Annotated in this window: 20 protein-coding genes; 12 read left to right on the plus strand and 8 right to left on the minus strand. The window is 70.4% G+C overall.

The window, feature by feature from the left end:
• Positions 1–78: 78 nt before the first annotated feature.
• Together Q3Y56_RS16610 and Q3Y56_RS16615 are read left to right on the plus strand one after the other, a co-directional pair.
• The gene (locus tag Q3Y56_RS16610) at positions 79–351 is read left to right on the plus strand and encodes a hypothetical protein (protein ID WP_304462689.1); all 273 of its coding nucleotides are present in this window, start codon (positions 79–81) and stop codon (positions 349–351) included.
• Positions 352–667: 316 nt separating this feature from the next.
• The gene (locus Q3Y56_RS16615; RefSeq protein ID WP_304462690.1) at positions 668–1,909 is read left to right on the plus strand and encodes a PP2C family protein-serine/threonine phosphatase; all 1,242 of its coding nucleotides are present in this window, start codon (positions 668–670) and stop codon (positions 1,907–1,909) included.
• Between the two features lie 22 nt (positions 1,910–1,931).
• On the opposite strand, the gene Q3Y56_RS16620 is transcribed toward Q3Y56_RS16615, so the two are convergent.
• Positions 1,932–5,684 (minus strand): hypothetical protein, encoded by a 3,753-nt coding sequence (locus Q3Y56_RS16620; RefSeq protein WP_304462691.1) that lies wholly within the window; start codon positions 5,682–5,684, stop codon positions 1,932–1,934.
• Positions 5,685–5,920: 236 nt separating this feature from the next.
• On the opposite strand from Q3Y56_RS16620, the gene Q3Y56_RS16625 reads away from it, so the two are divergent.
• Complete coding sequence (locus Q3Y56_RS16625; RefSeq protein WP_304462692.1) at positions 5,921–7,234, plus strand: hypothetical protein; 1,314 nt, start codon at positions 5,921–5,923, stop codon at positions 7,232–7,234.
• A 307-nt stretch (positions 7,235–7,541) separates the two neighbouring features.
• On the opposite strand, the gene Q3Y56_RS16630 is transcribed toward Q3Y56_RS16625, so the two are convergent.
• Together Q3Y56_RS16630 and Q3Y56_RS16635 are read right to left on the minus strand one after the other, a co-directional pair.
• Complete coding sequence (locus tag Q3Y56_RS16630) at positions 7,542–8,057, minus strand: DUF6461 domain-containing protein (protein WP_304462693.1); 516 nt, start codon at positions 8,055–8,057, stop codon at positions 7,542–7,544.
• A 127-nt stretch (positions 8,058–8,184) separates the two neighbouring features.
• Entirely contained in the window at positions 8,185–8,994 is an 810-nt protein-coding gene (locus tag Q3Y56_RS16635) for an AraC family transcriptional regulator (RefSeq protein WP_304462694.1), read from the minus strand.
• Positions 8,995–9,043: 49 nt separating this feature from the next.
• Between Q3Y56_RS16635 and Q3Y56_RS16640 the strand changes: the two genes are divergently transcribed.
• Entirely contained in the window at positions 9,044–9,475 is a 432-nt protein-coding gene (locus Q3Y56_RS16640) for a DUF2000 domain-containing protein (RefSeq protein WP_304462695.1), read from the plus strand.
• Positions 9,476–9,496: 21 nt separating this feature from the next.
• Here Q3Y56_RS16640 and Q3Y56_RS16645 read toward each other — a convergent pair whose 3' ends face one another.
• Entirely contained in the window at positions 9,497–10,510 is a 1,014-nt protein-coding gene (locus tag Q3Y56_RS16645; protein WP_304462696.1) for a LysR family transcriptional regulator, read from the minus strand.
• A gap of 212 nt (positions 10,511–10,722) precedes the next feature.
• Between Q3Y56_RS16645 and Q3Y56_RS16650 the strand changes: the two genes are divergently transcribed.
• Positions 10,723–12,144 carry an MFS transporter gene (locus Q3Y56_RS16650; protein WP_304462697.1) on the plus strand — a complete coding sequence of 474 codons (1,422 nt, stop codon included), beginning with the start codon at positions 10,723–10,725 and terminating at the stop codon, positions 12,142–12,144.
• 265 nt (positions 12,145–12,409) lie between these two features.
• On the opposite strand, the gene Q3Y56_RS16655 is transcribed toward Q3Y56_RS16650, so the two are convergent.
• From Q3Y56_RS16655 to Q3Y56_RS16665, 3 genes are all read right to left on the minus strand, one after another.
• On the minus strand, positions 12,410–12,760 hold the full coding sequence (locus Q3Y56_RS16655; RefSeq protein ID WP_304462698.1) for an antibiotic biosynthesis monooxygenase: 351 nt from the start codon (positions 12,758–12,760) through the stop codon (positions 12,410–12,412).
• A gap of 62 nt (positions 12,761–12,822) precedes the next feature.
• Positions 12,823–13,203 carry a hypothetical protein gene (locus Q3Y56_RS16660; RefSeq protein WP_304462699.1) on the minus strand — a complete coding sequence of 127 codons (381 nt, stop codon included), beginning with the start codon at positions 13,201–13,203 and terminating at the stop codon, positions 12,823–12,825.
• A gap of 64 nt (positions 13,204–13,267) precedes the next feature.
• Positions 13,268–14,647, minus strand: coding sequence for an FAD-binding oxidoreductase (locus tag Q3Y56_RS16665; protein WP_304462700.1), 1,380 nt, complete (start codon positions 14,645–14,647; stop codon positions 13,268–13,270).
• Positions 14,648–14,724: 77 nt separating this feature from the next.
• On the opposite strand from Q3Y56_RS16665, the gene Q3Y56_RS16670 reads away from it, so the two are divergent.
• Entirely contained in the window at positions 14,725–15,690 is a 966-nt protein-coding gene (locus Q3Y56_RS16670; protein ID WP_304462701.1) for a YafY family protein, read from the plus strand.
• Positions 15,691–15,979: 289 nt separating this feature from the next.
• Here the strand turns inward: Q3Y56_RS16670 and Q3Y56_RS16675 are convergent, their stop codons facing one another.
• Positions 15,980–16,135: a hypothetical protein gene (locus tag Q3Y56_RS16675; protein ID WP_304462702.1), complete on the minus strand. Its 156-nt coding sequence runs from the start codon at positions 16,133–16,135 to the stop codon at positions 15,980–15,982.
• 148 nt (positions 16,136–16,283) lie between these two features.
• Here Q3Y56_RS16675 and Q3Y56_RS16680 point away from each other — a divergent pair, with 148 nt between their 5' ends.
• The 6 genes from Q3Y56_RS16680 to Q3Y56_RS16705 all read left to right on the plus strand — a co-directional run bounded on the left by Q3Y56_RS16680 (position 16,284) and on the right by Q3Y56_RS16705 (position 23,347).
• Entirely contained in the window at positions 16,284–16,637 is a 354-nt protein-coding gene (locus tag Q3Y56_RS16680; RefSeq protein WP_304462703.1) for a PadR family transcriptional regulator, read from the plus strand.
• Positions 16,638–16,650: 13 nt separating this feature from the next.
• Complete coding sequence (locus Q3Y56_RS16685) at positions 16,651–17,220, plus strand: hypothetical protein (RefSeq protein WP_304462704.1); 570 nt, start codon at positions 16,651–16,653, stop codon at positions 17,218–17,220.
• A complete protein-coding gene (locus tag Q3Y56_RS16690) occupies positions 17,217–18,512 on the plus strand; it encodes a VanZ family protein (RefSeq protein WP_304462705.1) in 1,296 nt (431 codons plus the stop codon). The genes Q3Y56_RS16685 and Q3Y56_RS16690 overlap by 4 nt, the downstream gene beginning before the upstream one ends.
• Positions 18,513–18,720: 208 nt before the next feature.
• Positions 18,721–20,229: a carboxylesterase/lipase family protein gene (locus Q3Y56_RS16695; protein WP_304462706.1), complete on the plus strand. Its 1,509-nt coding sequence runs from the start codon at positions 18,721–18,723 to the stop codon at positions 20,227–20,229.
• Positions 20,230–20,608: 379 nt separating this feature from the next.
• On the plus strand, positions 20,609–21,844 hold the full coding sequence (locus tag Q3Y56_RS16700; protein ID WP_304462707.1) for a M6 family metalloprotease domain-containing protein: 1,236 nt from the start codon (positions 20,609–20,611) through the stop codon (positions 21,842–21,844).
• A gap of 198 nt (positions 21,845–22,042) precedes the next feature.
• The gene (locus Q3Y56_RS16705; protein ID WP_304462708.1) at positions 22,043–23,347 is read left to right on the plus strand and encodes a VanZ family protein; all 1,305 of its coding nucleotides are present in this window, start codon (positions 22,043–22,045) and stop codon (positions 23,345–23,347) included.
• The last annotated feature ends 47 nt before the right edge of the window (positions 23,348–23,394 follow it).

The following is a 23,394-nucleotide window of genomic DNA, read 5'->3' on the forward strand; positions in this document are numbered from 1 at the left end:
ACCGGACGGCTGGGCAGGGGCGCCCGCCGCCCCGGTTCCACTTCCCGCGCCGATACCAAGCATGAGAGGGCGGCAGCGATGGCAACACTGCGCGAACGCAAGACGTACCGCACCCAGGTCCTTCAGGCCCTGTACGAGGCCACCGAAGGCAACCGCCTACTGGGCGTCGCCGGGGCCCGACTGCGCGATGACCTCGGTATCCACGAAGAGGACCTGGCTGCAGCCTGCACGTATCTGGTGGGTGAGGGCCTGATCGCGGTCGACTGGGCAACCGGCAACACACCCGCGATGGTCACTCTGACACACCAGGGAATTCGGCTTATGGAGGCCGAGGAGGAGGGACGCGGCTGACGCGGCACGGCCCTTGCCAATCAGGGGCAGAAATGCCCAAAAGAGCATTCTGCCGGATATGCGACACAGGCATAACATGGTCAGTGGACCGGTGCACTCTCACGTGCAACCGGCCCGGAAGGGCGGCCCCGGTGTGTATACGCCGGGGCCGTTGCGCACCGTCGGCGGACGGCAGGGAACCAGCGGGGTCCTGGCGAGAGTGTGGCGGCCGAGCAACACCGAAGCCCCACACGAAGCTGCCCAGTGACCCACTCTCGGGAGACCACCGGCTCGGGGGTCAGGCGAAACCAGGCCGGTGAAGTGAAAGGGCACGGCTATGACGGAGGGTGATCGGCAGCCGGGCAGGGACACGGTGGACCGGTCGGAGGGGTTCGGTGAGCGACTGCTGGGGGTCCTGCTGGACCGGGCACACGAGATGCCGCCTCAGCTGGTCGCTCCGCTGATCGCGGAAGAGGTGGCCAGGGTCGGTGGCCGGGACATCTCGATCCTCTTGCAGGACTACGCACAGCTGCTGCTGGTGCCGCTGCCGGGCAGACGGCTGGTCGTCGGCGAGCCCGAGCCGATCGCCGATTCCCCTGCCGGCAGGGCCTTCCTGGAGGCGACCACTGTCGAAGTACCGCAGGCAGACGGTCTCCGCATGTATCTACCGTTGCTGGACGGCAGTGACCAGGTGGGTGTGCTGGCCCTCACTCTGGATACCGTCGATGACGACGACCGGCGCCTGCTGCGCAGGCTCGCCGGTTTGATCGCCGACATGCTGGTCACCAAGCACAGCTATACCGACCAGTTCTTCCTCGCCCGGCGCCGTGAACCCATGAGCGTGGCTGCGGAGATCCAGTGGTCCTTGCTACCGCCGCTGGCGATGTCCGTGCCGCAGGTCTCAGTGGCCGGGATCCTGGAGCCCGCCTACAGCGTCGCGGGGGACAGCTTCGACTACGCGCTCAACGACGACATCCTGCACATGGCCGTGGTTGATGCCATGGGCCACGGCCTCGACGCCGCCACGATGGCCACGGTCGCCATCGGCGCCTACCGGCACTCCAGGCGGGCCGGCATCGGTCTGTCCGAGATCTACGCGTTCATGGATCGGGCCATCGCCGAGCAGTTCGGCCCCGAACACTTCGTGACCGCGCAGATGATGCGCCTGAACATCGCAACGGGCCACCTGCAGTGGGTCAACGCGGGCCACCCCCCACCGATGCTGATCCGCAACCACCAGGTCCTCCGGCGACTGGAGAGCCCGACCACCTTGCCGGTCGGCTTCGGAGGTGAGGAACCCCGGGTCAGCGAGCTGACACTCCATCGTGGCGATCGGGTCCTGTGCTTCACCGACGGCCTCATCGAGGAGCACGAAGCCGGCCAAGAGCAGTTCGGCGAGGAACAGCTCATCCACTGGGTCAACCGCATCGGGCAGAAAGAAAGGGGGGTGCGGGCAGTGGTGCGCGCGCTCTCCCACACGCTGAAGGAGGAACGGGGCGGGAGCACCAGTGACGACGCGACCCTCTTCCTGATCGAGTGGCACGGGGGCGCCGCCGACCACCTCGCCGTCCTGGAATGAGCCGACAGCCGGCTTCCGGCCTTCAGCAAGTGGTGCGGTAGGGGACGTCCGGCAGGTAGGAGCGCCACTCGTCGGGGGTGAGGCCGCCTGCGGCGCGTCGGCAGAGGGTGCGGGCGGCGGGTTCCGGGGCCGTGGTGAAACTCTGGACGGGGGTGTGCCGACCTGCGACGCGCAGGGTGCTGCCGTCGGGGGCGAACGAGAGGGCGAGAACCGGGTCGTCGGGGGCGGTGGGGAGGGCTTGGCCGAGCGGCTGGTTGGAGGTGGTGTCCCACAGACGCACGGTGCCCTTGTCTCCCGCGGTGGCGAGGGTTCTCCCGTCGGGAGAGAAGGCGAGGGCGCTTACCGCTTCTGTGCCGCCCTTGGAGGTTCTCCCCTCGGTGACGGCAAGTTGGGCCATGCGGTGGCGGCCTCTCCCGTCCCAGAGAGTGACTCGGCCTGCCGCATCCCCGGCGGCCAGGAGGCGCCCGTCGGAGCTGAAGGCGACTGCTGTGGTGGATTCGCCGGTGAGGGCTTGGCGGATGACCCGACGGGTGCGCAGGTCGACCAGTCGGCCGATGGTCTTGTCGTTGTCCGTGGAGACGACGAGCGAACGGCCGTCGGGGTGCGCAGCCACGGGGTCGCCGACGTTCCGCAGAGTTCGGACGGTGTGTCGGCGTATACCCCAGATCCTGACATGGTCTTGGTCCATGCCCGCAGCCATCAAGAACTCACCATCCGCGGAGAAGAGAGGTCTTCCCATGTTGTGTTGAAATGCGCGGGGCACCTGGACTCGATCGCGTTTCCGAAGATCCCACACGTACACAGGATTTCCCTCGCTCAATGGGGCGAAGGCGTCGTAAGCCAAGCGTTGGCCATCAGGCCGAAAGGCCAACTCCGGAAACGTGGAGCGGCAGGAACGATCCTTCTCTTCGGCTGTCGGCAGGCAGGGCAGGGCCGGCAACTCTGCCGACAGAGTGCCGCTGTCGGCGTTCAGCAGCTGAAACCGCTTCCTGTTCCGCGCACCGAGCGCAATCGCCAGCTTCCGTCCGTCGGGACTGAACCGCGCCGCCTCTGCGGGAGCAGCGCGCCAGGTTCCGTCGGGCGAGTAGGAGACGCTGCGCACTGCTCCGCCACCCACGTACCGGATCACGTGGTGGTCGGTGTCGATCTGTAGTTGCGACACCTCTTCGTTGGGGATCGGGTAGCGCAGGATGGGGGCCTGGGGCCGGCTGGTGTGCCACAGCAGGATGTCGTCACCGTCCTGCCCGGCCAGGAGTCCGCCGTCGCCGCTCAGCCGCACCTGTGTCAGTCCGGAGTGTTTGACCGACCACCGCGTGCGGCCTGATTCCAGGTCCCATACCTCGGCCCCGTGGTCCGCATCCACCCTCAGCAGACCTCGACCGTCCGGAGTGAACTGCAAGGGCTCCGCGGGACACCCGGCGTTCTTCCGAGCCGGGGACAGGGGCAAGGTGGTCGCCCGGCTTCCTGTGGTGTTCCAGACCATCAGGGGGAGCCCGCCCGAACAGAGTGCTGCATACCGGCCGTCCGGACTGACCGCCGTGTATTCGACGTCCGGTCCGCTTTCGAGGGTTTCCGGTCGTGCTCCCCTGAACAGGAGACGCTGGCGCCGCCAGTCCCACACCTGTACGGAGCGGTCATCCAGCGTCAGCAGGGTTCGCCCGTCGCGACTGAACTTCCCTTCCCCCAAGGTCGAAGGGAACTCTCGCATCCGCGTCCTGCCGTCGGCGGTCTCATAGACGTGGGCGACCTCCGGGCCGTCGATCAGTGCGGTCCGCCCGTCAGCGGTGACGTCGAGCAAGGCGCTTTCCCACGGATCGGATTTCACGGCTCTCAGGGGAGCGAGTTCACGGTGCGTTCGGACGTCCCAGCGGCGTATCCGGTCCTCTTCCGAGTACAGGAGTGTGTGCCCGTCGCCGCTGAGCTGCATCCTTCGAGGGTCGCCGTCGATGTCGTCGGGCAGCGGCATGGCGTCCAGCTCGCGCTGCGAGAGGGCCGCGGCGAGGAGCGCTCCGCGGGTTTCGGGGGTGTGGGCGAGGTTCCAGGCAGCGAGGCTCAGCCGCATGGCGAGTACGGGGTCGGTGGTGCGGAGGCTTGCGGCGACGGTGGCGAGGCGTCGCGCTTCGGCCTGGGCGTGCTGCTGATCGCTGTGGAGCTTCTGCTCCCACGCGACGGTGCCTGCCACCAACACCAGCGCGCAGAGCACGGCCAAGCCCACCGCGGCGCGGCGCGAACGACGCTTGGCCCGGACCGCTTGCGCGTGTTCGGCGTCGCGGGCGGCGCGCCCCGCCTGGAGAAAGGCCGCTTCCAGCGCGTTGAGCACGCTGTGCTCCCGACCGGTGAAGGCTTCGTCGGCCTGGGTGAGTCGGGTGCCGCGGTAGAGGGCACCGGGGTCGCGGTCCAGGTCGTCCCAGGAGGTGGCATCGTGGGTGAGCCGGCGGTGCAGGCGGATGAGGTCGCGTTCCTCGTTGATCCATCCGAGCAGCCGCGGCCAGGCGGTGATCAGTGCCTCATGGGCGAGGAAGACGTGTCCGTCGTCGAGGGTGAGCAGGCGGCTGCGGGCCAGGCGGTCGATGACGGCCTCGATGTCGGCCTCGGCAGCGCCGTCGGTGGTGCCGAACTCCGCGTGCAGTGTGGGGCGGTGGGTGTCTTCGGTGCCGTTGCCGGGGGCGATCAGGCGCAACAGGATACGGCGGGCGAGGGCGGCCTGAGCAGGGGTGAGCTGGTGGTAGGCGCCCTCGGCGGTGCGGGCGATGGCGCCGCGCAGGCCGCCCGCCGCCTCGTACGCCTGCACGGTCAGGGTGCGTCCTCGCCGGCGGCGCCAGGTCTCCATCAGGGCGTGGGACATCAGCGGCAGCGCGCCGGGCTCGTCCGCGACCTCCTCAAGGACCCGGGCGGTCAGCTCGCGTTCAACGGTGAGCCCGCAGGCTCCGGCCGGTCGCACGACGGCCGCCCGCAGTTCGTCCGAGCCCATGGGACCGACCAGGAGCGTTGCGTCGCCGAGTGCGGCGGACAGGGCGTGGTGATCGGCACATCGGCCGAAGAAGTCGGCACGTACGGCAAGAACCACCCGTAGCCGACTGCCGTCGTCCCGGGCGGCGAGCAACCGGTCCAGGAATGCCTCGCGCTCGTCGGGATCGGCGCAGAGGGTGAACAACTCCTCGAACTGGTCCACCAGCAGCCAGGTGTCTGCCGGGCCGTCGGCCGGCGTCAGCCGAGCGGCGTGCCTCATCGGATGTGCGCCGGGGGTGAGCAACCGCACCGCAGCCGGTATCCGCCCCGCCTCCTGATCGGGGCGCCGCAGCCGGGGTACGAGACCGGCACGCAGCAAAGAGGACTTGCCGCTGCCCGACGCACCCACCACGGCGCTGACGCGATGCCGACGGGCCGTCTCCTCCAGCCGCCCCGTCATCGCATCGCGGCCGAAGAACAGCTTCGCGTCCCCCGGCTCGAAGCGCGCCAGTCCCCGATACGGTGGCTCGCCGTCCTCATCGTCGGGGCGCGGCTGCGCCGTGATCTCCTCGTCAGCCTGCTCCCAGCGGTGCCGCCACTCCTCCGTATCGCCCTGGCAGGCGCGCACGTAGGCCAGCAGCACCGGCAGGCTCGGCAGGCGCTCGCCCGCCGCCGCCTGCGACAGCGTCGCCGCCGAGTACCCCGCCCGCCGCGCCATCGCCCGGTAGGCCGGTCTACCGGCCTCGTCGCGGAGCTTGCGCAACGCGTACGCGAAGCGCTGCACCGGACCGTCCAGCGGATCGATGGCCTTCTCCGGACGGCCCACGCGCCGCTCCCTCCCCGCTCTTCTCCCCTGAATGCTTCGCCAGCCTAAGGACCAGGCAACCAGGCCCGCAAACGGCGTCCGGAACGGCAAGAGGACGCAGGACGAATTGATTAGTGCAGCTCAGGTGGGGTGTCAATCAAATCGGTGGCGGGTGAGGTGGGTGACGTCGGGCTGCCCCGCCGAGCCGGTTGAGGCGCCCTGACGCGCCGATGCACGACGCCCAACCGAGGACACGCATGCACATCAGCAGACGAATATCCCTGGCCGCAGCCGGGGCGGGACTGGCCCTGACCACCGCCTTGCTGGCTCCCGCCTCCGCAACGGCGTCGGCACCTGGGACGGGGACGGCGACAGGACTGCGCGTCGGTCCGACCGGCGAGATCCCGAAGCCCAAGGCAGCCGGCCCCGTCGAGCTCAGGAACGAGCGCACCTGCGACACGGTGCGGCCGAAGCTGGAGGGCTACGCCGCGGCGGGCATGGGGAAGGTCACCTGCCTTGAGCAGCAGAAGCCCGCCGCGGTGAAGACGGCGGCGCGGTCGGCTCCGTCGAAGCCGGCGGGGGAAGCGCTCAGCGCCGCGCCGAAGTGCAGCGTCACGATGGGGCAGTGGTACTTCACCCGCTTCGACGCCTGCGGCTCGGTTCAGCTCACGTACACCGTGTTCGACACCAGGACGAAGAAGAAGATCGGCGGGGCGACCTTCACCGCCAAGCAGGAGATCACGCTCGCGGCCAAGAGCGGCGAATGGAAGACCGATGACTCGCTGAAGCTGGACTCGGCGTGGGGCGCGGCCAAGGGGCTGCGCGCGGTGTGGAAGACCGAGTGCGTCGGTGGCGGGGCCTGTGGAGCCGGCACCGCCTGGGGCGGCGCTCAGAAGATCTCCGTGGGCAAGACCCTCCACGGCGGCACCACCCACAAGTGGAAGGCCGGGCAGAACACCCAGGGGTTCACGACGAAGACCACGGTGACCATCACGGGATCCGGCCAGATCCTGCTGCACCCGGCCACCTTCGAGCCGCCGGGGAAGATGACCATCCGCTGCGACAAGATCGCCAGCGGTGCGAGTGTCGGCTGCGTCTTCCCGTCGTTCGCCCCCACGCTGACGCTGCCGCTGAAGAACCGCGGGCACGTCAACGTCGCCTTTTCCATGCAGCACCTCACCGACCACTGGGGCTGGGAGGGCAAGGGCAGCCCGCTGACCCGCGAGATGGACGAGTCGGTCATCAACTCCAATCGCGGCAAGGTCTGCGACTCGGCGTGGAAGGCGGATCCGACGGTCCCCGAGGACAGCTGCGACGAGTTCCCGTTCGCCGCGACGAACCAGAGCGGTGGCCAGTTCGGCCTCAGGGGCAAGGACTGCGCCCAGATCCGCCCCGACACGCCGCAGAACGGGCGGTGGAACGTCACTCCGTTGAACGACGTCACCGGACGGCGTTGCACGATCGGCCACGTCCCCAACAAGGAGAACGGGTCGGTGGGTGGATCCCTGTCGGCCTTCTACCAGAACCAGCGGGTCCTCGACGACGAGAAGTTCTGGCTCGCCGTCCGCTGACCGCACCGTGCTCTGCCGGCCCCGGGACGTCCCGGGGCCGGCAGAGCACGTCGGGCTCACTGCCCCGTGGACGCGCCCAGCCCACCGGTCGTCTTCGCCCTCCCGGCCGGCCGCGGGGCGGAACGCCCACCCACCGGGCCGCCAACCGCTCCCCCCTCGATCACGGGAGTGCCCGGATCGGTCACGGGAGTGCCCGGATCCGGCCCCCGGAACCCGTCCACCCGTGATGGCTCCGGAGTCAGGCCGTCCGCCGGGAGCCTGCCCGTCAACGCCAGCGTGGTCTGCTCCTGCGACACGACCACGCCCGTCACCTCGTGCAGCAGCGCCAGCCCCCGTGCCGCCGAGCGGAGCCGTCCGCGTCGAGGAGGCCGACCCGCCGCATCTGCTCCACAAGCCGGTCCGGATTCGCCCCGCCCCGTGCCGCTCGCTCCTGCGGAGCCGCAGTGTCGAAGCCGGTGATCAGCGCGCCGTCCTGCCAGTATTCGACGCTTTCCGCTCCACCCGCCGTGAAGCAGCAGATCACCTCCGTCCCCCGGGAGGCGCACTCCAGTCGGGCCGAGCCGCTGCCCCAGAGGCTGGCCGGCTCCAGCGAGAAGGCCCAGCCGTCGGCCTCTCCGGCTCGCGCCGCACCCCAGGTCCAGTAGTCCGCCATGCCCGCCCACAGGAACGCGTTCGCCTCGTCCTCGTCCCGCGGCACGAACATCTCGGCGGTGCCGGCCCCCAGGCGCGACATGAGCTCACGGCCGGTCAGGGCCTTGGCCAGGACAAGGCAGTGGGTCTCGTACACGTCGGCGATCCAGACCAGCGGATTCACGTCCGTCATGCCCCTCCTCGGCTGTAGGTGGATCCTCGATGCCATGGTGCTACAGGCTCTACGCCCCGGGGCCGACCAAGCCCGCGTCGTGGGCCATGACAGGACTCGCCAGACCTCGACCTCATCGGCTGGGCGCTCACCGCCCGAGGGCGGTGGCCATACGGGCGTAACGTCCGGGGGTGATGCCCACGAGCCGTTTGAAGTGCCGGGTCAGATGCGACTGGTCGTAGAAGCCGGTCGCGGCCGCCACCTCGCCGGGTGACTGCCCGTCGAGGAACAGCCGTCGGGCGCGGTCGACCCGGCGGGCCATCAGGTACTGGTGCGGGGCGATGCCGAAGGCGCTGCTGAACGCCCGCACCAGGTGCGTGGGGTGGGCATGTACCAGCTTCGCGGCCTCGGCCAGGGACACCCCATGGAGCAGCCGTTCGTCGAGGAGCTCCCGCATGCTGCCGGCTACCCTGCGGTCGGGCGCCGGCGGGCCGGCGGCGAGCCGGGGCCGCAAGTGGCCGCGCAACCGTTCTCCGATCAGGGCGAGACGGCTCTCCGCCTCCAGTTCGTCGCCCCGGCTCGCGAGGGCCGTGTGCAGCTGCCCGACGCGTCGGCGCAGGAGAGGGTCGACCAGGTCGGGGCCATCCACCGCCGGACCGATGAAGCTCTCGTCGAGTTGGCTCAGGTCCAGGTAGAGCACCCGCTTACGGAAGCCCTGCGGGGTGGCGGGTGAGCCGTTGTGCGGCACCTGCGGCGGGAGCAGGGACACCGTGTCGTGCGGGGTGCCGCGCTCGTGGCGGTTCAGGTCATAGCGCACCGCGCCGTCGTCGACGATCAGCAGGGTCCATGCCTCGTGGACGTGCATCGGGTACGCATGCTCGGTGAAGTGGGCGTGGAAGACCTCCACAACACCCGCGATCCGCGGGCGCCACGCGGAAACCTCCTGCCGGGCCACCATGCAAAGAACGTACAAGACAGTGCCGTTGCCCGACCGGCAGCCTCGATGCATGACGACCGAGAACACGCCCGTACGTTTCGACACCAAGATCGCCGTACTGCTGCGCGACGATCTGGAGCCCTGGCAGCGGCTGAACGTGACCGCATTCCTGGTCAGCGGCCTCGGCTCGGAGCTGCCCGAGGTGATCGGCGAACCGTACGCCGACGCCGACGGCACCCCCTACCTGCCGATGTTCCGCCAGCCTGTCCTCGTCTTCGAGGGGGCGAAGGAGACGCTGACCGCCGCGCACGGTCGCGCCCTGTCCCGCTCGCTCCCCCGGTCGGTGTTCACCTCCGATCTCTTCGCCACCGGCAACGACCAGGACAACCGTGCGGCGGTAGCCGCCACGCCGAGGGACCAACTGGATCTGGTGGGTCTCGCTGTGTATGGGCCGCGCAACGCGGTGGACAAAGTGCTCAAGGGGGCCCGGATGCACCCCTGAACGTCGTCGGAAGGCGGGGTTTCAGACCGCGGTCCCGGCCACCGCCTGCCTCCTGGCGCGGGACGTGGGGGATATGGGAGATGCAGGGGATGTGTGGGATATGGGAGATGCGGGGGATGCGGGGGCCGGGGCCCCCGTCTGCTCGTCGGCCCGCGCCACCGCCTCCAGCGCGGTCCGCGCGAAGGCGCGTACTGCGCCGGTGCTGTCGCCGGCGCGCCAGACCAGCCCGTAGCCGACCGGGGCGGCGTCGTCGAAGGGGAGGTAGCGGACGCCGGGGCGGGCGGAGTAGGTGGCGGTGTGTGCGGCGGTGAGGAACGCGCCCTTTCCGGCGGCGACGAGCATCAGTGCCTCCTGCATGTTGGTGACGCCCGGACCGCGCGCGATGGGGCGGCCGCCCGGGGTGTGCGCGGGGACGTGGTACTCCAGCCGGTAATCGGGGATGTCACCGGCGATCGTCAGCAGCACCACCTCGGCCAGGTCTTCGAGCGAGACGCGGCGTCGGGCAGCGAGCGGATGCCCGGAGGCGATGGCCAGCACCCGCTCCTCCGTGAACAGCGCGGGACCCGCGCCCAGGTCCTCCTCGCGCACCGGGAGCTCGGTGAGCTGGACGTCGAACTCGCCCTTGCGCAGCGGCCCGTACGGATCGGACAGCGGCACCTCACAGATCTCGACGTCGAGCTCCGGGTGGCTCGCGCGCAGCGCCTCGGCCGCCCGCAGCACGATCTCCCCGGCCGGCGGGCCGGAGAATCCGATGTGCAGTACCCCGCTGACACCGCGCGCGGCAGCGGCAGCCCTGGCGAGGGCCGCGTCGATCGCGCGATGGTGGGGTTCGAGGTCCTCGCGGAGCTGCCGGCCGAGGCCGGTGAGGGCGACCCGGCGGCTCGTACGGACGAACAGCGGTGCGCCGACGCGGCGTTCGAGCCGCTGCACAAGCTGGCTCACCCGGGCCCGGGACAGCCGCATGCGCTCGGCCGTGCGGCCGAAGTGCAACTCCTCGGCGAGGATCAGGAAGCACTCCAGTTCGTCGCGCTCCATGGACACCCTCCGCTCCCTTGAACGCCGTGAACACCCTGAACGCCCTGAACGCCCTGAACTCCCCGGATCAGTAAGCCTGTCTGAACGAACATTGCGATCTTCGCTGTTGTTCCCCCTCTCCGGCCGACCGAGGGTGAGGGGGCGGGCGACAACCCCGTCAGCCGCCCCCATCCACCCACGTCACCGAGGAACCGAGGGATCGAGAGATGCAGATGAGCGCGAGAAACTGGGGCGTGTTGTTCGTCCTGTGCGGGGCGATCTTCCTGGAGGGCATCGACGTGGCCATGCTCAACGTGGCCCTGCCGTCGATCCGCGCGGACCTCGGCATGTCCACCGGCGAGCTGCAGTGGGTCATGAGCGCGTACGTCCTGGGCTACGGCGGCTTCATGCTGCTCGGCGGCCGCGCGGCCGACCTCTTCGGGCGCCGCCGGATGTTCGTCTTCTGGCTGTTCGTCTTCCTGGTCTTCTCCGGCCTGGGCGGCTTCGCCACCGAGGGCTGGATGCTGCTCGCCGCGCGGTTCGTCACCGGCGTCGCGGCCGCCTTCATGACCCCGGCCGGCCTGTCCATCATCACCACGAGCTTCGCGGAGGGGCCGCAGCGCGACCGGGCCCTGCTCATCTACTCCGGCACCGCGGCCGGCGGGTTCTCCATCGGCCTGGTCGTCGGCGGGCTGCTCACCGCGGCCGACTGGCGCTGGGTGTTCTTCGCCCCGGTCGCGCTGTCCGCCGTCATCCTGGTCGCCGCGCTCGCGCTCCTGCCGAAGTCGCCGCGGGAGAACCGGGCCGGGCAGGGCGTCGACCTGGCGGGCGCGATCACCGTCACCACGGCCATCATGCTGCTCGTCCTGGGGGTCGAGCGCGCCTCGCACGCGGGCCTCGGCCGGACCGTCGCCACGCTGGCCGCCGGCCTTGCCCTCCTCGCCGTCTTCGCCGCCGTCGAGCGCCGCGCCGCCACCCCGCTCGTCCGCCTCGGCATCCTCCGCCGCGGTTCGTTGGTCCGCGCCAACCTCGTCGGGCTGCTCTTCTCCGCCGGCTTCTTCGCCTTCCAGTTCCTGGTGGTGCTCTATCTCCAGGAGCTGCGCGGCTGGTCCACGCTCCAGACGAGCTTCGCGATGATCGTCATCGGCATCGACGCAATCCTGTCGCCCACGCTCACCCCCAGACTCGTGAACCGGTTCGGCAACGCCCGGGTGATCTTCGGCGGGCTGCTGCTGGCGGCGCTCTCGTACGGCCTGTTCCTGCCGGTCGGCGCCGACTGGACGTACCCGATGATGCTGCCGAGCCTGATCGTCCTCGGCCTCGGCTTCTCGCTGGCGTACGGACCGCTCACCATCGTCGCCACGGAGGGCGTGGAGGAGTCGGAGCAGGGCTTGGCCGGCGGCCTGCTCTACACCTCCTTCCAGTTCGGCGCCGCGCTCGGCCTCTCCGCCGCCACCGCGGTCAACGTCGCCGCCACGGATTCGGACAGCCCCGCCGCCCTGCTCGACGGCTACCACGCCGCCCTCGCCGTCCCGCTCACCACCGCCCTGCTCGCCGTCGTCATCGGCGCGTTCGGGCTGCGGGGCGGGGGCCGCGCGGAAGGGGTGGACGGGACAGGCGGCGCGGACCGTACGGAGACCCGCACCGCCATCTGAGGCGCTGCCCTCCGAACGCGACCGCCGACCCGGTCCACTACTGGCGCGGCGGCCCGGACGACCCCCGGTACCACGTGATCCGCATCGACCCCTGGCGCGTCCAGCTCGTCCGCGGCACCGACCTGGGCAGCACAATCTGGCGCCGGGACGGCTGAACGCCGACGCCTCAGCCCGACGCCTTGTCCGGGGCGGCCGGGTTTCCGCCCTCAGCCGGAAGTCCGCCGGCGCAGGCAGCGGTGAGCACACCGGGCTCCGCTCCCGGCTGCTACGCGGAGAACTCGACGGCGATGTCGTACAGGCCCGGGCTTGCGGTGATCGGCGTCTGCAGGTCCTCGCGCGCGGCTCGGGTGCGCTCCTCGAACTCGGTGTCCGCAGTGGCGGCCTCCCACGCCTCTCGGCTTTCCCAGTGGGACACGTTGACGAGCTGGAACCGGGTCTCCGACGAACGGGCCCGGTGCAGCCGGGAGTCGAGAAATCCGGGCTTGGCGCTCATGAGTGCGGCGCGTTGCTCCCACTGGGCGATGAACGCGTCGAGGTGTTCGGCGGCTATTTCGAAGATGTTGATGAACGTGACGGACGAGCCCGGCGCGTTCACCGGCTGGCTCTCCAAGGCCATGGGGAACTCCAAGGTCGGATGGCGCTGCCTGGCCCGCTCGGCGCGGGCCGGGTAGCGGTGGGTCAGGTCCTGCCGCGCAGCGCGGCGAGTTGCAGTATGGCGAACACCGAGACGGGGATGGCCTGCAGGACGGTCCATACCGTGCCGACGGCGTTGGGGTGCCACCAGTCGAGGACGAGGGAGGCGACGCTCGCCGCCACCCACGCGATCCCGATCGCGACGACGAGTCGCACCGATGCGGCGGGCGGACGAGCTCGGCCGGCCAGCACAGCGACGCCCACGCCGATCGTCAGCATCAGGCCGCCGGAGGTGAGTACCACCTTGTCGCCGACCCCGAGCAGCCGGGCGAGGGGGCCGGAGACGAGGAGGTAGACCAGCCCGAACACGATCATTCCGGCCGCGTCCATGGCGAGGATCCGGCGCAGCGGAGCATGAGCCGGCATGGGGGGACTCGTCGGGGCGACGTCCGCGGATGACGGTGTCATTGAGGTCTCCCAGCAGTCGGTGTCACCGATGGGTGCGCGGCGGGATGTTGTAGTTGAGGCGGAAGATGTTCTGGGGGTCGTAGTGGGCCTTCAGCGCGGTCAGCCGGTTGTGGTCGTCCGTGGTGTAGGCGGTGCGGGTCCGTTCCTGATCGGCGGCGTCGCCGTGGCCCATGAAGTTGAGGAACCGGCCGCTGGTCCAGGGCTCCAGGTCCTTGAACATGCGCTCCAGGAACGCATGCGCGTCGGTGGCGGAGACGCCGATCAAGGGGGTGAGGACCGCCAGCATGAAGCGTGCGTCGCGATGGCCGACGGCGTTCGGGTGCGCGGGCCGGCGGGCCAGCGCACCGCCCAGGTGGCGCAGCTCCACGATGGCCGGCAGCGCCGCGCCGGGGCCGGTGTGCTCGAGGATCGTACGGACCGTGTCGCCGTCCAGGTCCGCCAGGAAGGCGTTGTCGGCGGCCCACGGCATCGGGACCGGGGGGTCGTCGTGGATGTCGGCGCTCTGCTCGTAGGGCATGTCGCGCAGGTTCTCCAGCAGCCGGCGACCGGCCTGGCGGAGCGGTTCGACCATCCGCTCGCCGGCCTCGGGGGAGCCGGTGAAGGCGATCCGCACGTGGCAGACGTGGCGTCCGCGCATCGGCTCGGGCACCTGGGGGTCGTCCGGGAAGGGGATCAGTGCCGCCGACGAGTTCATCTCATCGGGCACCGTGGCGGTCCACTGCCGGTATGCCTCCAGGATCCCGGGGCTCTGCTCGACGTCGAAGAAGAGCCCGCCGCCGTACAGCCGGGCCACCGGCACCAGGCCGAACTCCATGCCGGTGACGATGCCGAAGTTGTCCCGCCCGCCCAGCAGCGCCCAGTACAGCTCCGGCTCGGCGTCCGGGGTGACGTGGCGCAGCCGCCCGTCGGCGGTCACCACGTCCATGGCCAGCACCCGGTCGGCCGCCCGGCCGTGGCTGCGTCCGAGCAGCGGGAGCCCTCCGCCCAGGGTGTAGGAGACGACGCCCACGTGCGGGGCGGAGCCGTTCAGCGGCGCCAGGCCGTGCCGTGCCGCCTCGGGGATCACCTGCTCGAAGCGGGCGCCGGCTGCGACGTGCGCGCTGCGGGTCTCGGGGTCGACGCGGACAGCGGCCATGCGCCGGGTGGTGACCAGCAGCCCGCCCTCGGCGGCCACCGAGAAGCCGTGCCCGGTGCTCTGTACGGCTACCGGCAAGCCGTGCGCCGCGGCGAAGACGACGGCCGCCGCCACGTCCTCGGCCCGCGCGGCGCCGACGATCACCTCCGGACGGTGCCGCACGGCGAGGTTGAAGCCCGTCCGCTCCTCGTCGAAGCCCTCCTGGCCGGGCAACAGCACGGGCCCCTCGATACGGGTGGCCAGGGTCTCGATGTCGTGACGCTCCACGGTCGTGCTCCTTCGTCGGTGCCAACGGGAGCGATCTTGATGGGCTTATATGACATCTGCCGTCATATTCTGCGCGGGTGAAATTCGACCGCCTGCTCTCGATCGTGCTGCTGCTCCAGCACCGTGACCTGGTCCCGGCCAAGGAGCTCGCCGAGCGCCTGGAGGTGTCGCAGCGCACCATCTACCGCGACGTCGAAGCGCTGTCGGCGGCCGGTGTCCCGGTGTACGCCGAGCGCGGCAAGGACGGCGGCATCGGGCTCCTGAACGGCTTCCGCACCGACGTCACGGGCCTGACCACCGACGAGGCGCGCGCGTTGTTCGTACTGGCCTCGCAGAGCGCTCACTCGGCGCTCGGCCTCGACCACGCCCTCGGCTCCGCGCTGCGCAAGGTGATGGCCGCGCTGCCCGCCCCGCACCGCCCGGCGGCCGAGCTGACCAGCCGCCGCATCCTCGTCGAACCCGACCGCTGGCGTGCCGCACCCCGCCCCGAGGCCGACCTGGAGGCCCTGTACGCCGCGGTCCTCAGCGACCGCCGGCTACGCGTTCGCTACCGCCACAGCGGCCAGACGGCGCTGCGCACCTACACCGTCGATCCGTACGGGCTGGTGGCCAAGGCCGGCACCTGGTACCTGGTCGCCGACCACAGGGGCAAGCCGCGGCTCTTCCGCACCGACCGGCTCTCGCAGGTCAGCGTCATCGAGGCCGAAGCGCACCGCCGGCCCGGCGCAGAGCTGACCCAGGTCTGGCACGACCTGCGCCGCGAGGTGGAAGACCGCAGCGGCGGCGTCACGATCGCCGTCCGGCTGCGCCGGGAGCGGCTGGACATGGTGACCCGCATCGCCGGCGGCTACTTCACCGGGCCACCTGTCCCCGAGGCCGGCACCGACGAGTGGCTGCGGGTGGAGGTCGTCTACCCCGTCGTGGAGGCGGTCCGCCACCTGCTGCAGTTCGGTACCGACGTCCAGGTCGTCGGCCCTTCCGAGGCGCGAGCGGAGATGACCCGCGCCATCGCCGAGTTGGCCGGGCTCTACGGCACTGCCTGAACCACGGCTTCGGGGTTGCCCGACGTGAAGGGCACAGGTCTCTGCGCTGGTCTCGCCGGAGGTCCGTATGGGCCCTCTGACCTGCCCCTGCACCTCGCGTGGTCCGGCCTGTCCCGGTTCGCCACCGAGAACCCGGAGCCGATGGAGAAGATCGCCGCCACCGTGCGCGTCAGCCGTGCTTACGTGCACGCGCTCGCCACGCAGGGCGGCCCAGGTCGAGGACCTGGGCCTTGTTCGTTGTCCGGACAAGTCGCCCCCCCCCGCATAGCGGGGCTTGAACACCTACTGGCTAGGCGAAGGCGAACGCGAGGACGAGCAGCACGGCGAGAACGGCGAACGTCTCCCACCGCATCGCGCGCCTGAGCGTGTCCGTCGACGTGGGCCCGCCGGACCGCGAGGTCGATGATCGACCGTAGGTGGCGTCATCAGATGTGTCGTCGCTCATCCCGCCATGCTAGCCACACCGCGTCGGGGGCCCGACCGCGATCGACAGGGAGCCCCGTTGATCACCGCGGCGATCCGCCTGGCGCCGCTCGGTAGGCGGACCAACATCACCTTTGGCCGTCTAGAGATAACCAGGTACTGTGCAATGCATGGAACCTGACATCGCAGGTAAGCCCGTCGCGGGCAAGGCGGAGAGCCAGCTCCGCAAGGGGGTGCTGGAGTACTGCGTGCTTGCGATCTTGCGGAAGGGGCCGCGCTACGGCGTGGAGCTGCTCGAAACCCTCGGCGCGGTGAACGTCATGGCCACGAGCCAAGGGACCATTTACCCCTTGCTGTCGCGGCTGCGCCGTGACGGACTGGTGGAGACCCGCTGGCAGGAGTCCCCCAGCGGGCCGCCCCGGCGCTACTACGAGCTGACGTCGTCGGGGCACACGGCGCTGAAGGAGTTCACCGCCATCTGGCCGCACTTCCGTGACGCGGTCGACCACTTCATCACCGACTGAGCAGGAGACCACCATGACGATCACCGAGCACCCGCTGGTGCGGGACTACCTGCGCGCCGTGGCGCGGGAGACGGCCGGGCTCAGCGCGGAGCGCCGGAACGAGCTGCTGGCCGACCTGGAGGAGCACATCGCCGTGGCGATCGCGGAGGAGTCCGCCTCCGGCGACGACGACGGGATACGCGCCGTGCTCACCCGCCTCGGCGACCCGCGTACGATCGCGGCCACCGCACTCGGCGACGAGCCCCCCGCTCCGCAGGCGAACCGAGGACGCACCATCGCCACCCTGGTGGTGCTGGCGATGGCAAGCCCCCTTGCGCTCTTCACGCCCGTGCTGGGCGTCCCCGCCCTGATCGGCACGCTCTGGCTGCTGTGGACCGCGCCGCAGTGGCGCCACCGGGACAAGGTGATCGGGACGGCGGCCGCCATCATGCCGCTGCTGTTCTGGGCGGCGCAGTTCGTGGTCGCCGAGGGCTCGCTGCACTTCGGCTTCGGAGCGGCCTTCATCCCGGCCTCCCTGGCCGCCCTGGCGCTCCCGGCCGCCGTCAGCCTGCATCTGCTGCGTGCGGCGAGGCGCCCGGCGTGACGGGGGCCTACCTGCTGCCGATCCGGACGGCCGCGCTGCTCTTCCCCGCGCTGGCGCTCCTGATGTTCGTGCCGACGGCGATCGTGCTGTACCGGCGGCACGGCGTCATGACCCGCTGGCGGGTGCTGTCGGTGTACGGCGGCGTGTACTACGCGTTCACCGCCTTCTGCATGACGGTCGTGCCGCTGCCGAAGCCGTCGGTTGACGTCTGCAAGGCGTATCCGTCCTTCGCCGAGCCCCAGTTCACGCCGGGTGTCGCCTTCTCCGACATCTGGAAGGTGGCACACCACCGCGTCACCCTCGACGCGCTGATCCTGCACAACTCCGCCTTCTGGCAGACCGCGTTCAACCTGATCCTGCTACTGCCGCTGGGGGTGTTCGTACGGATCCACTTCCGGCGCGGCCTCGTCGCCGCGACGGCGGCCGGATTCGCGGGCTCACTGTTCTTCGAGCTGACCCAGTACAGCGGGCTGTGGGGCCTCTACGAGTGCCCGTACCGCCTCTTCGCCGTCGACGACCTCATCGTCAACACGGCGGGCGCCGCACTCGGCTGGGCCATCGCGGGACCCCTGGCCCGCGCGCTCCCCGCCCTGGACACCCTCGACGACCGGGCGCTCGCCGCCGGCAAGGTCCCCTTCGGCCGCCGCCTCGTCGCCCTGCTGCTGGACGTGACCGGTGTCGCGCTGCTGACCCCGTTTGTCGCCGTCATCGGATATTTCCTGCTCGGCGGGGCAACGGTGCTCGGGGCGCCGCCGGTCGCCTTCGTCCTGTGGTTCGTCGTCATTCCGTGGATGACGGGCGCGACTCCGGGCAAGCACGTCCTGCGGCTGCGGCTGGTCACACCGGGAGGTGGGCGGCCGAGCCCTGCCGGGCTCGCGCTGCGCGCCGTGGTGCTGAGTCCTCTCCTGCTGCTCGCGTACCTCGGCGGGGTCGCGGTCGTCGGCATCGCCGCAGGCGCGGTCCTTGTCGGGGGCAGCGCCTCCACCGACCCCTCCATCCTGGCCGAGATCGCGGACCGGGCGAAGGAGGTGGCGTTCAGCCTCGCGGCCGACCCAGTGGCCGGACTCGTCCTGCTGCTGCCCGCGGCGCTCTGCCTGGCCCTGATCGGCGCCTACGTGAGGGCCATCCGCCGCCACCCCCAGGGCCTGGGCCCCCACGAAACCCTCTCCGGCGTCCGCAACCACGCCCTCCCCCACACGCGTGCACGGACCCGACCCGACACGCCCCACCCAGCCGATCCCCACAGTCCCCACGGTTCGACGCAAGTGCTTGCGGCTGGTCAACGGCGGTAGGAAAGAAAAGCCGAGGACAGGTGTCGTCGGATGTCGAGGGCCGGTGTCCTGCCGCCACCTGACCGGCCGTGCCCACCGCCTCAAACGCCCCGCATGACCCGGTCGGAGCGCACCGTGAAGAATGCCGGAGTCTGCGCCCGGCTCGGCGTCAGGCCGCCGACCGGTACTCGGCGACGTCATGCGATGCACCCGTTGAGAGGAAACCTCCGTGGACACATTCCGGACCAGGGACGGACTGGTACGAGGCCGTCGACCGGTCCCCGACGTCGTCGCGGTGCTCGGCATTCCCTACGCCGCCGCGCCGTTCGGCGCCAACCGGTTCCACGGGCCGCGCCCCGCCCAGCCCTGGACGGGTGTCCGGGACTGCGGGAGCTTCGGTCCCATCTCCCCGCAGTCGGCGTGCCTGCCCGGTGCTCCGTCCTGGTCGCCCGGCGACGAGGACGTTCTCACGGTCAACGTCTGGACCCCGGCAGCGCCTGATGACTCACTCCCCGTCCTGGTCTGGATCCATGGCGGTGCCTACACCTTCGGGTCCTCCGCGCAGCCCGACTTCGACGGCACGGCACTGGCCCGCGCCGGGCTGGTCGTGGTCACGTTCAACTACCGTGTCGGTTTCGAGGGCTTCGGCAGCCTTCCCGCCGACGGAGAGACGCCGTACCCGGAGAACCGGGGCCTGCTCGACCAGGTCGCCGCATTGCGGTGGGTACGCGAGAACATCGCCGCTTTCGGCGGCGATCCCGGCAACGTCACCGTGGCCGGGCAGTCCTCAGGGGCGGGTTCGATCGCCTGTCTGATGGTGATGGACCGGGCACGGGGGCTGTTCCGCCGCGCCATCGCCCACAGTGTCGTCAGCCCCTGCTACTCCGTCGAACTCGCAGCGGAGACCACCCGGAGAGTCGCGGCCGCGGCAGGCATCCCCGCCACTGCCGCAGCTCTGGCCTCCGCGTCACCACAGGCGCTGGTGGCCGCCTCCGACAAGGTCGTCGACGACTACCGGCAGGATCCGGACTCGGGAGCGCGCCACTACGACCCCGTCATCTACGGACCGGTCGCCGATGGCGACGTCCTCCCCACGGACCCCCTCACCGGGATCGCCGCGGGCGCCGCACGCGGGGTGGACCTGCTGGTCTGCCACACCACGCGGGAGTTCTGGCTCCTGGACGCCGTCGGCAGCAGCAAGAAGATCACCACTGATGACCAACTGGCCCGCTTCGCCAAGGACTTCGGGCTTCCCGACGACCTGGTGCCCGGCTACCGCGAGCTGATGCCCGACGCACCCGTTCTCGACATCTACCTCACCATCTACGGCGACATGCTCTTCGGGGAGTACAGCAGCCGCCTCGCCGACACACACGCCCAGGCAGGTGGCCGGGCGTTCATGTCCCGCTTCGCCAGGCAGCGCACCGGCCCACAGGGAGAGGTGCACGCCTGGCACTGCGCCGACATACCCTTCGCGTTCGGCACCATCACCGCCCCCAGTGTCGAGTTCCTCATCGGCGGCCCGCCCAGCACATCAGACCACCACCTCTCGCAGAGCATGGTGGCCGCATGGGCCGCCTTCGCCACCAGCGGCGACCCCGGCTGGCAGCCCCTCGGCACGTCCACCGCACCTGCCCACATCTGGGCGACCGAAGACAGCTCCGCCCCGGCGCAGTCCTTCACCGAAGGCCGCCGAGAACTGTGGCGCACGCACACCTACCCGCTGCTGCGCCCCTGAGCGGTCAGGGCGTGAACCACTACGCCGACAGCCCCGTGTGGCCTCCGGCGGCACGGGGCTGAGACGGCCGCTTACGCGGCATCGCCCCCTCCGAGGAATTCGACGATGCTCCGCAAGGGCGCAGCGCGCCGAACCGGTGTTGCGTTTCTCGCCCGTTTCCCGATGACCGCTCGTAATCAAGGCGGCACAATTTCGGGCTCATAGTGCGCTGTTATGGGGATCCAGTAGCTTTCCGTATCGCCGCCGCATCCGCATCCTGTCCCCAACATATTCATCGGCAGGCAACAGAATGTCATGCCCGCATCACTGAGAGCGGGCATTCCCCCACGGAGGCACACCTCTCCCCACGGAGGCGTACCTCTCCCCACGGAGGCACACCATGAGATCCCCACTCGCGTTGCGGCGCCCGCGCGTCGCGGCGTCCGTACTCGTCCTGTCCGCCCTGCTCACCCTGGTCGCCCTGCTCACCCTGGTCATCGCCCCCGCCAACACCGCCCACGGGTCCAACGCAAGCACCTCGGCGTGTGCACTCCAGGGGACGACCGGCTACACCGACGAGGGCCAGCAAACCGACTACAACCGGTTCCAGAAACCGGAAGGCACCAAGCGCGTGGGCGTGATCTACGTGGACTTCCCCGACGCCGTCGGGACCACCACACCCCTCGATCGTTACTACAACCAGATATCCGGCGCCGCCGACTGGATGTGGAAGGCATCCAACGGCAAGGTCTGGCTGGACATGAAAGCCCCATACGGCAACTGGGTGCGCATGCCGAAGAACTCCACCGACTACAACTGGGCGCGCGGGTTCTCCTGGGACACGCACCGGGTCTATCTGAAGGACGCGCTCGCCGGTGCCGCCGACGCAGGCGTCGACCTCTCCGGATACGACATGTTCTACATCGTGCCGACCAGCACCGCGGCCGCGATCACCCACACCCCCACCTGGGTCCAGGACCCCGCCAACCCGACCTGGGTCTGGAACAAGGCGACGAACGCCTGGGTGCTGATCAAGTGGGCGGTGACCTTCGGACAGGACATGTGGCTCTGGGGCTACAAGGTCGCCGACCACGAGACCGGCCACACCTTCGGCCTGCCCGACCTCTACGCCTTCAACGGCGAACAGCACCAGTACGTCGGCGGCTGGGACGTCATGGGCAAGGTGAGCGGCCCGGCCCCGCAGTTCCTCGGCTGGCACACGTGGAAGTTCGGCTGGATCACCGACAGCCAGGTCTCCTGCCTGTCCACGAACGGCACGTACTCCACCAACCTGAACGGGGTGGAATACGGGGGCAGTGGCTACAAGCTGGCGGTGATCAAGACCAGCGCCACCACGGCCTACGTCGCCGAGTCCCGCAAGGCCGCCAACAACGACTCAGGCGCCTGCGCCACCGGCGTACTGATCTACAAGATCGACACCTCGGTCGCCAGCGGCAGTGGGCCGGTCCGCGTGGTGAGCAACCCCAAGGCCGCCGCACCCACCGGGAACTGCAGCGCTTTGGACATGCAGACCTGGAAGCCCGGCCAGACGTTCCAGGATGACACCGCCCGCATCCGGATCCACGTGAACAGCTCCGACGCGTACAACGACACCGTCTGGACCTACAAGTGGTGACCGCGTAGCACGCGATGTCTTCGGGGCCGCCCGCCGGGAGTCGGCGGGCAGCCCCGGCTTCAGCAGCGGGCTGTCGCGCCTGGCGGGTCTCCTGGCGGTGGGCCGGGCCCTTCACGATCTTCGCCACAGGACTGGCGAAACCCTCTATACACCGCCTCTATATCTGCCATGTATACACCCCATGTATAGTGGGCGGGCATGACGGAGACCTACCTGCTGCCGATCCGGACGGCCGCGCTGCTCTTCCCCGCGCTGGCCCTCCTGATGTTCGTGCCGACGGCGATCGTGCTGTACCGGCGGCACGGCGTCATCACGCGCTGGCGGGTCCTGTCGGTGTACGGCGGCGTCTACTACGCACTCACCGCCTTCTGCATGACGATCGTGCCCCTGCCGAAGCCGTCGGTTGACGTCTGCAAGGCGTACCCGAGCTTCGCCGAGCCGCAGTTCACCCCGGGCGTCGCCTTCGCCGACATCTGGAAAGAGGCGCACCACCGCGTCACCCTCGACGCGCTGATCCTCCACAACTCGGCTGTCTGGCAGACCGCGTTCAACCTGGTCCTGCTACTGCCGCTCGGGATGTTCGTACGGATCCACTTCCGGCGGGGCCTCGCCGCCGCGACGACGGCCGGGTTCGCGGGCTCGCTGCTCTTCGAGCTGACCCAGTACAGCGGACTGTGGGGCCTCTACGAGTGCCCGTACCGCCTCTTCGCCGTCGACGACCTCATCGTCAACACGGCGGGCGCCGCACTCGGCTGGGCCATCGCGGGACCCCTGGCCCGCGCGCTCCCCGCCCTGGACACCCTCGACGACCGGGCGCTCGCCGCCGGCAAGGTCCCCTTCGGCCGCCGCCTCGTCGCCCTGCTGCTGGACGTGACGGGCGTCGCGCTGCTGACCCCGGTCGTCGCGGTCGCCCTGCATGTCGTGCTCGGCGCGGCGACGGTGCTGTGGGTGCCGCCGACCGTCTTGGGGCTGTGGTTCGTCGTCATCCCGTGGCGGACGGGCGCGACGCCGGGCAAGCATGTGCTGTTGCTGCGACTGACCACGCCGGACGGCGGGCGGCCGGCCCCCGCCGGGCTCGCACTGCGCGCCCTGGTGCTCAGCCCTCTCCTGGTCCTCGCCTGCCTGGCCGCGGGTGCGGTCGTCGGCACCGCAGCGAGCGCGGTCCTCGCCGGCGGCTCCGCCTCCGCCGCCCGCCCGTCCACGCTGCTCGACGTCGCGCGCCGGGTGAACTATCAGGACGTGGTGTACAGCCTCGCGGCAGACCCGGTGTTCGGGCTCGTCCTGCTGCTGCCCCCGGTCCTCTGCCTGACCCTGGCCGGCGCCTACGTGGGGGCCATCCGCCGCCACCCCCAGGGCCTGGGCCCCCACGAGGTGCTCTCCGGCATCCGGAACCAGGCGCTCCCGCACACCCGAGCACGGAGCCGACCGGACACACCGGCCCCCGCCGATCCACGCGCCTCAACTCCGCTGGCCACGGCCGGCAGCTCCGGCACGGGCAGGTAACCGCCTCCCCTCCCGCTACGAAGAATAGCGACACCGTCGGGCGCGAA

Origin of the sequence: Streptomyces sp. XD-27 (assembly GCF_030553055.1) — a bacterium.
Taxonomy (GTDB): domain Bacteria; phylum Actinomycetota; class Actinomycetes; order Streptomycetales; family Streptomycetaceae; genus Streptomyces.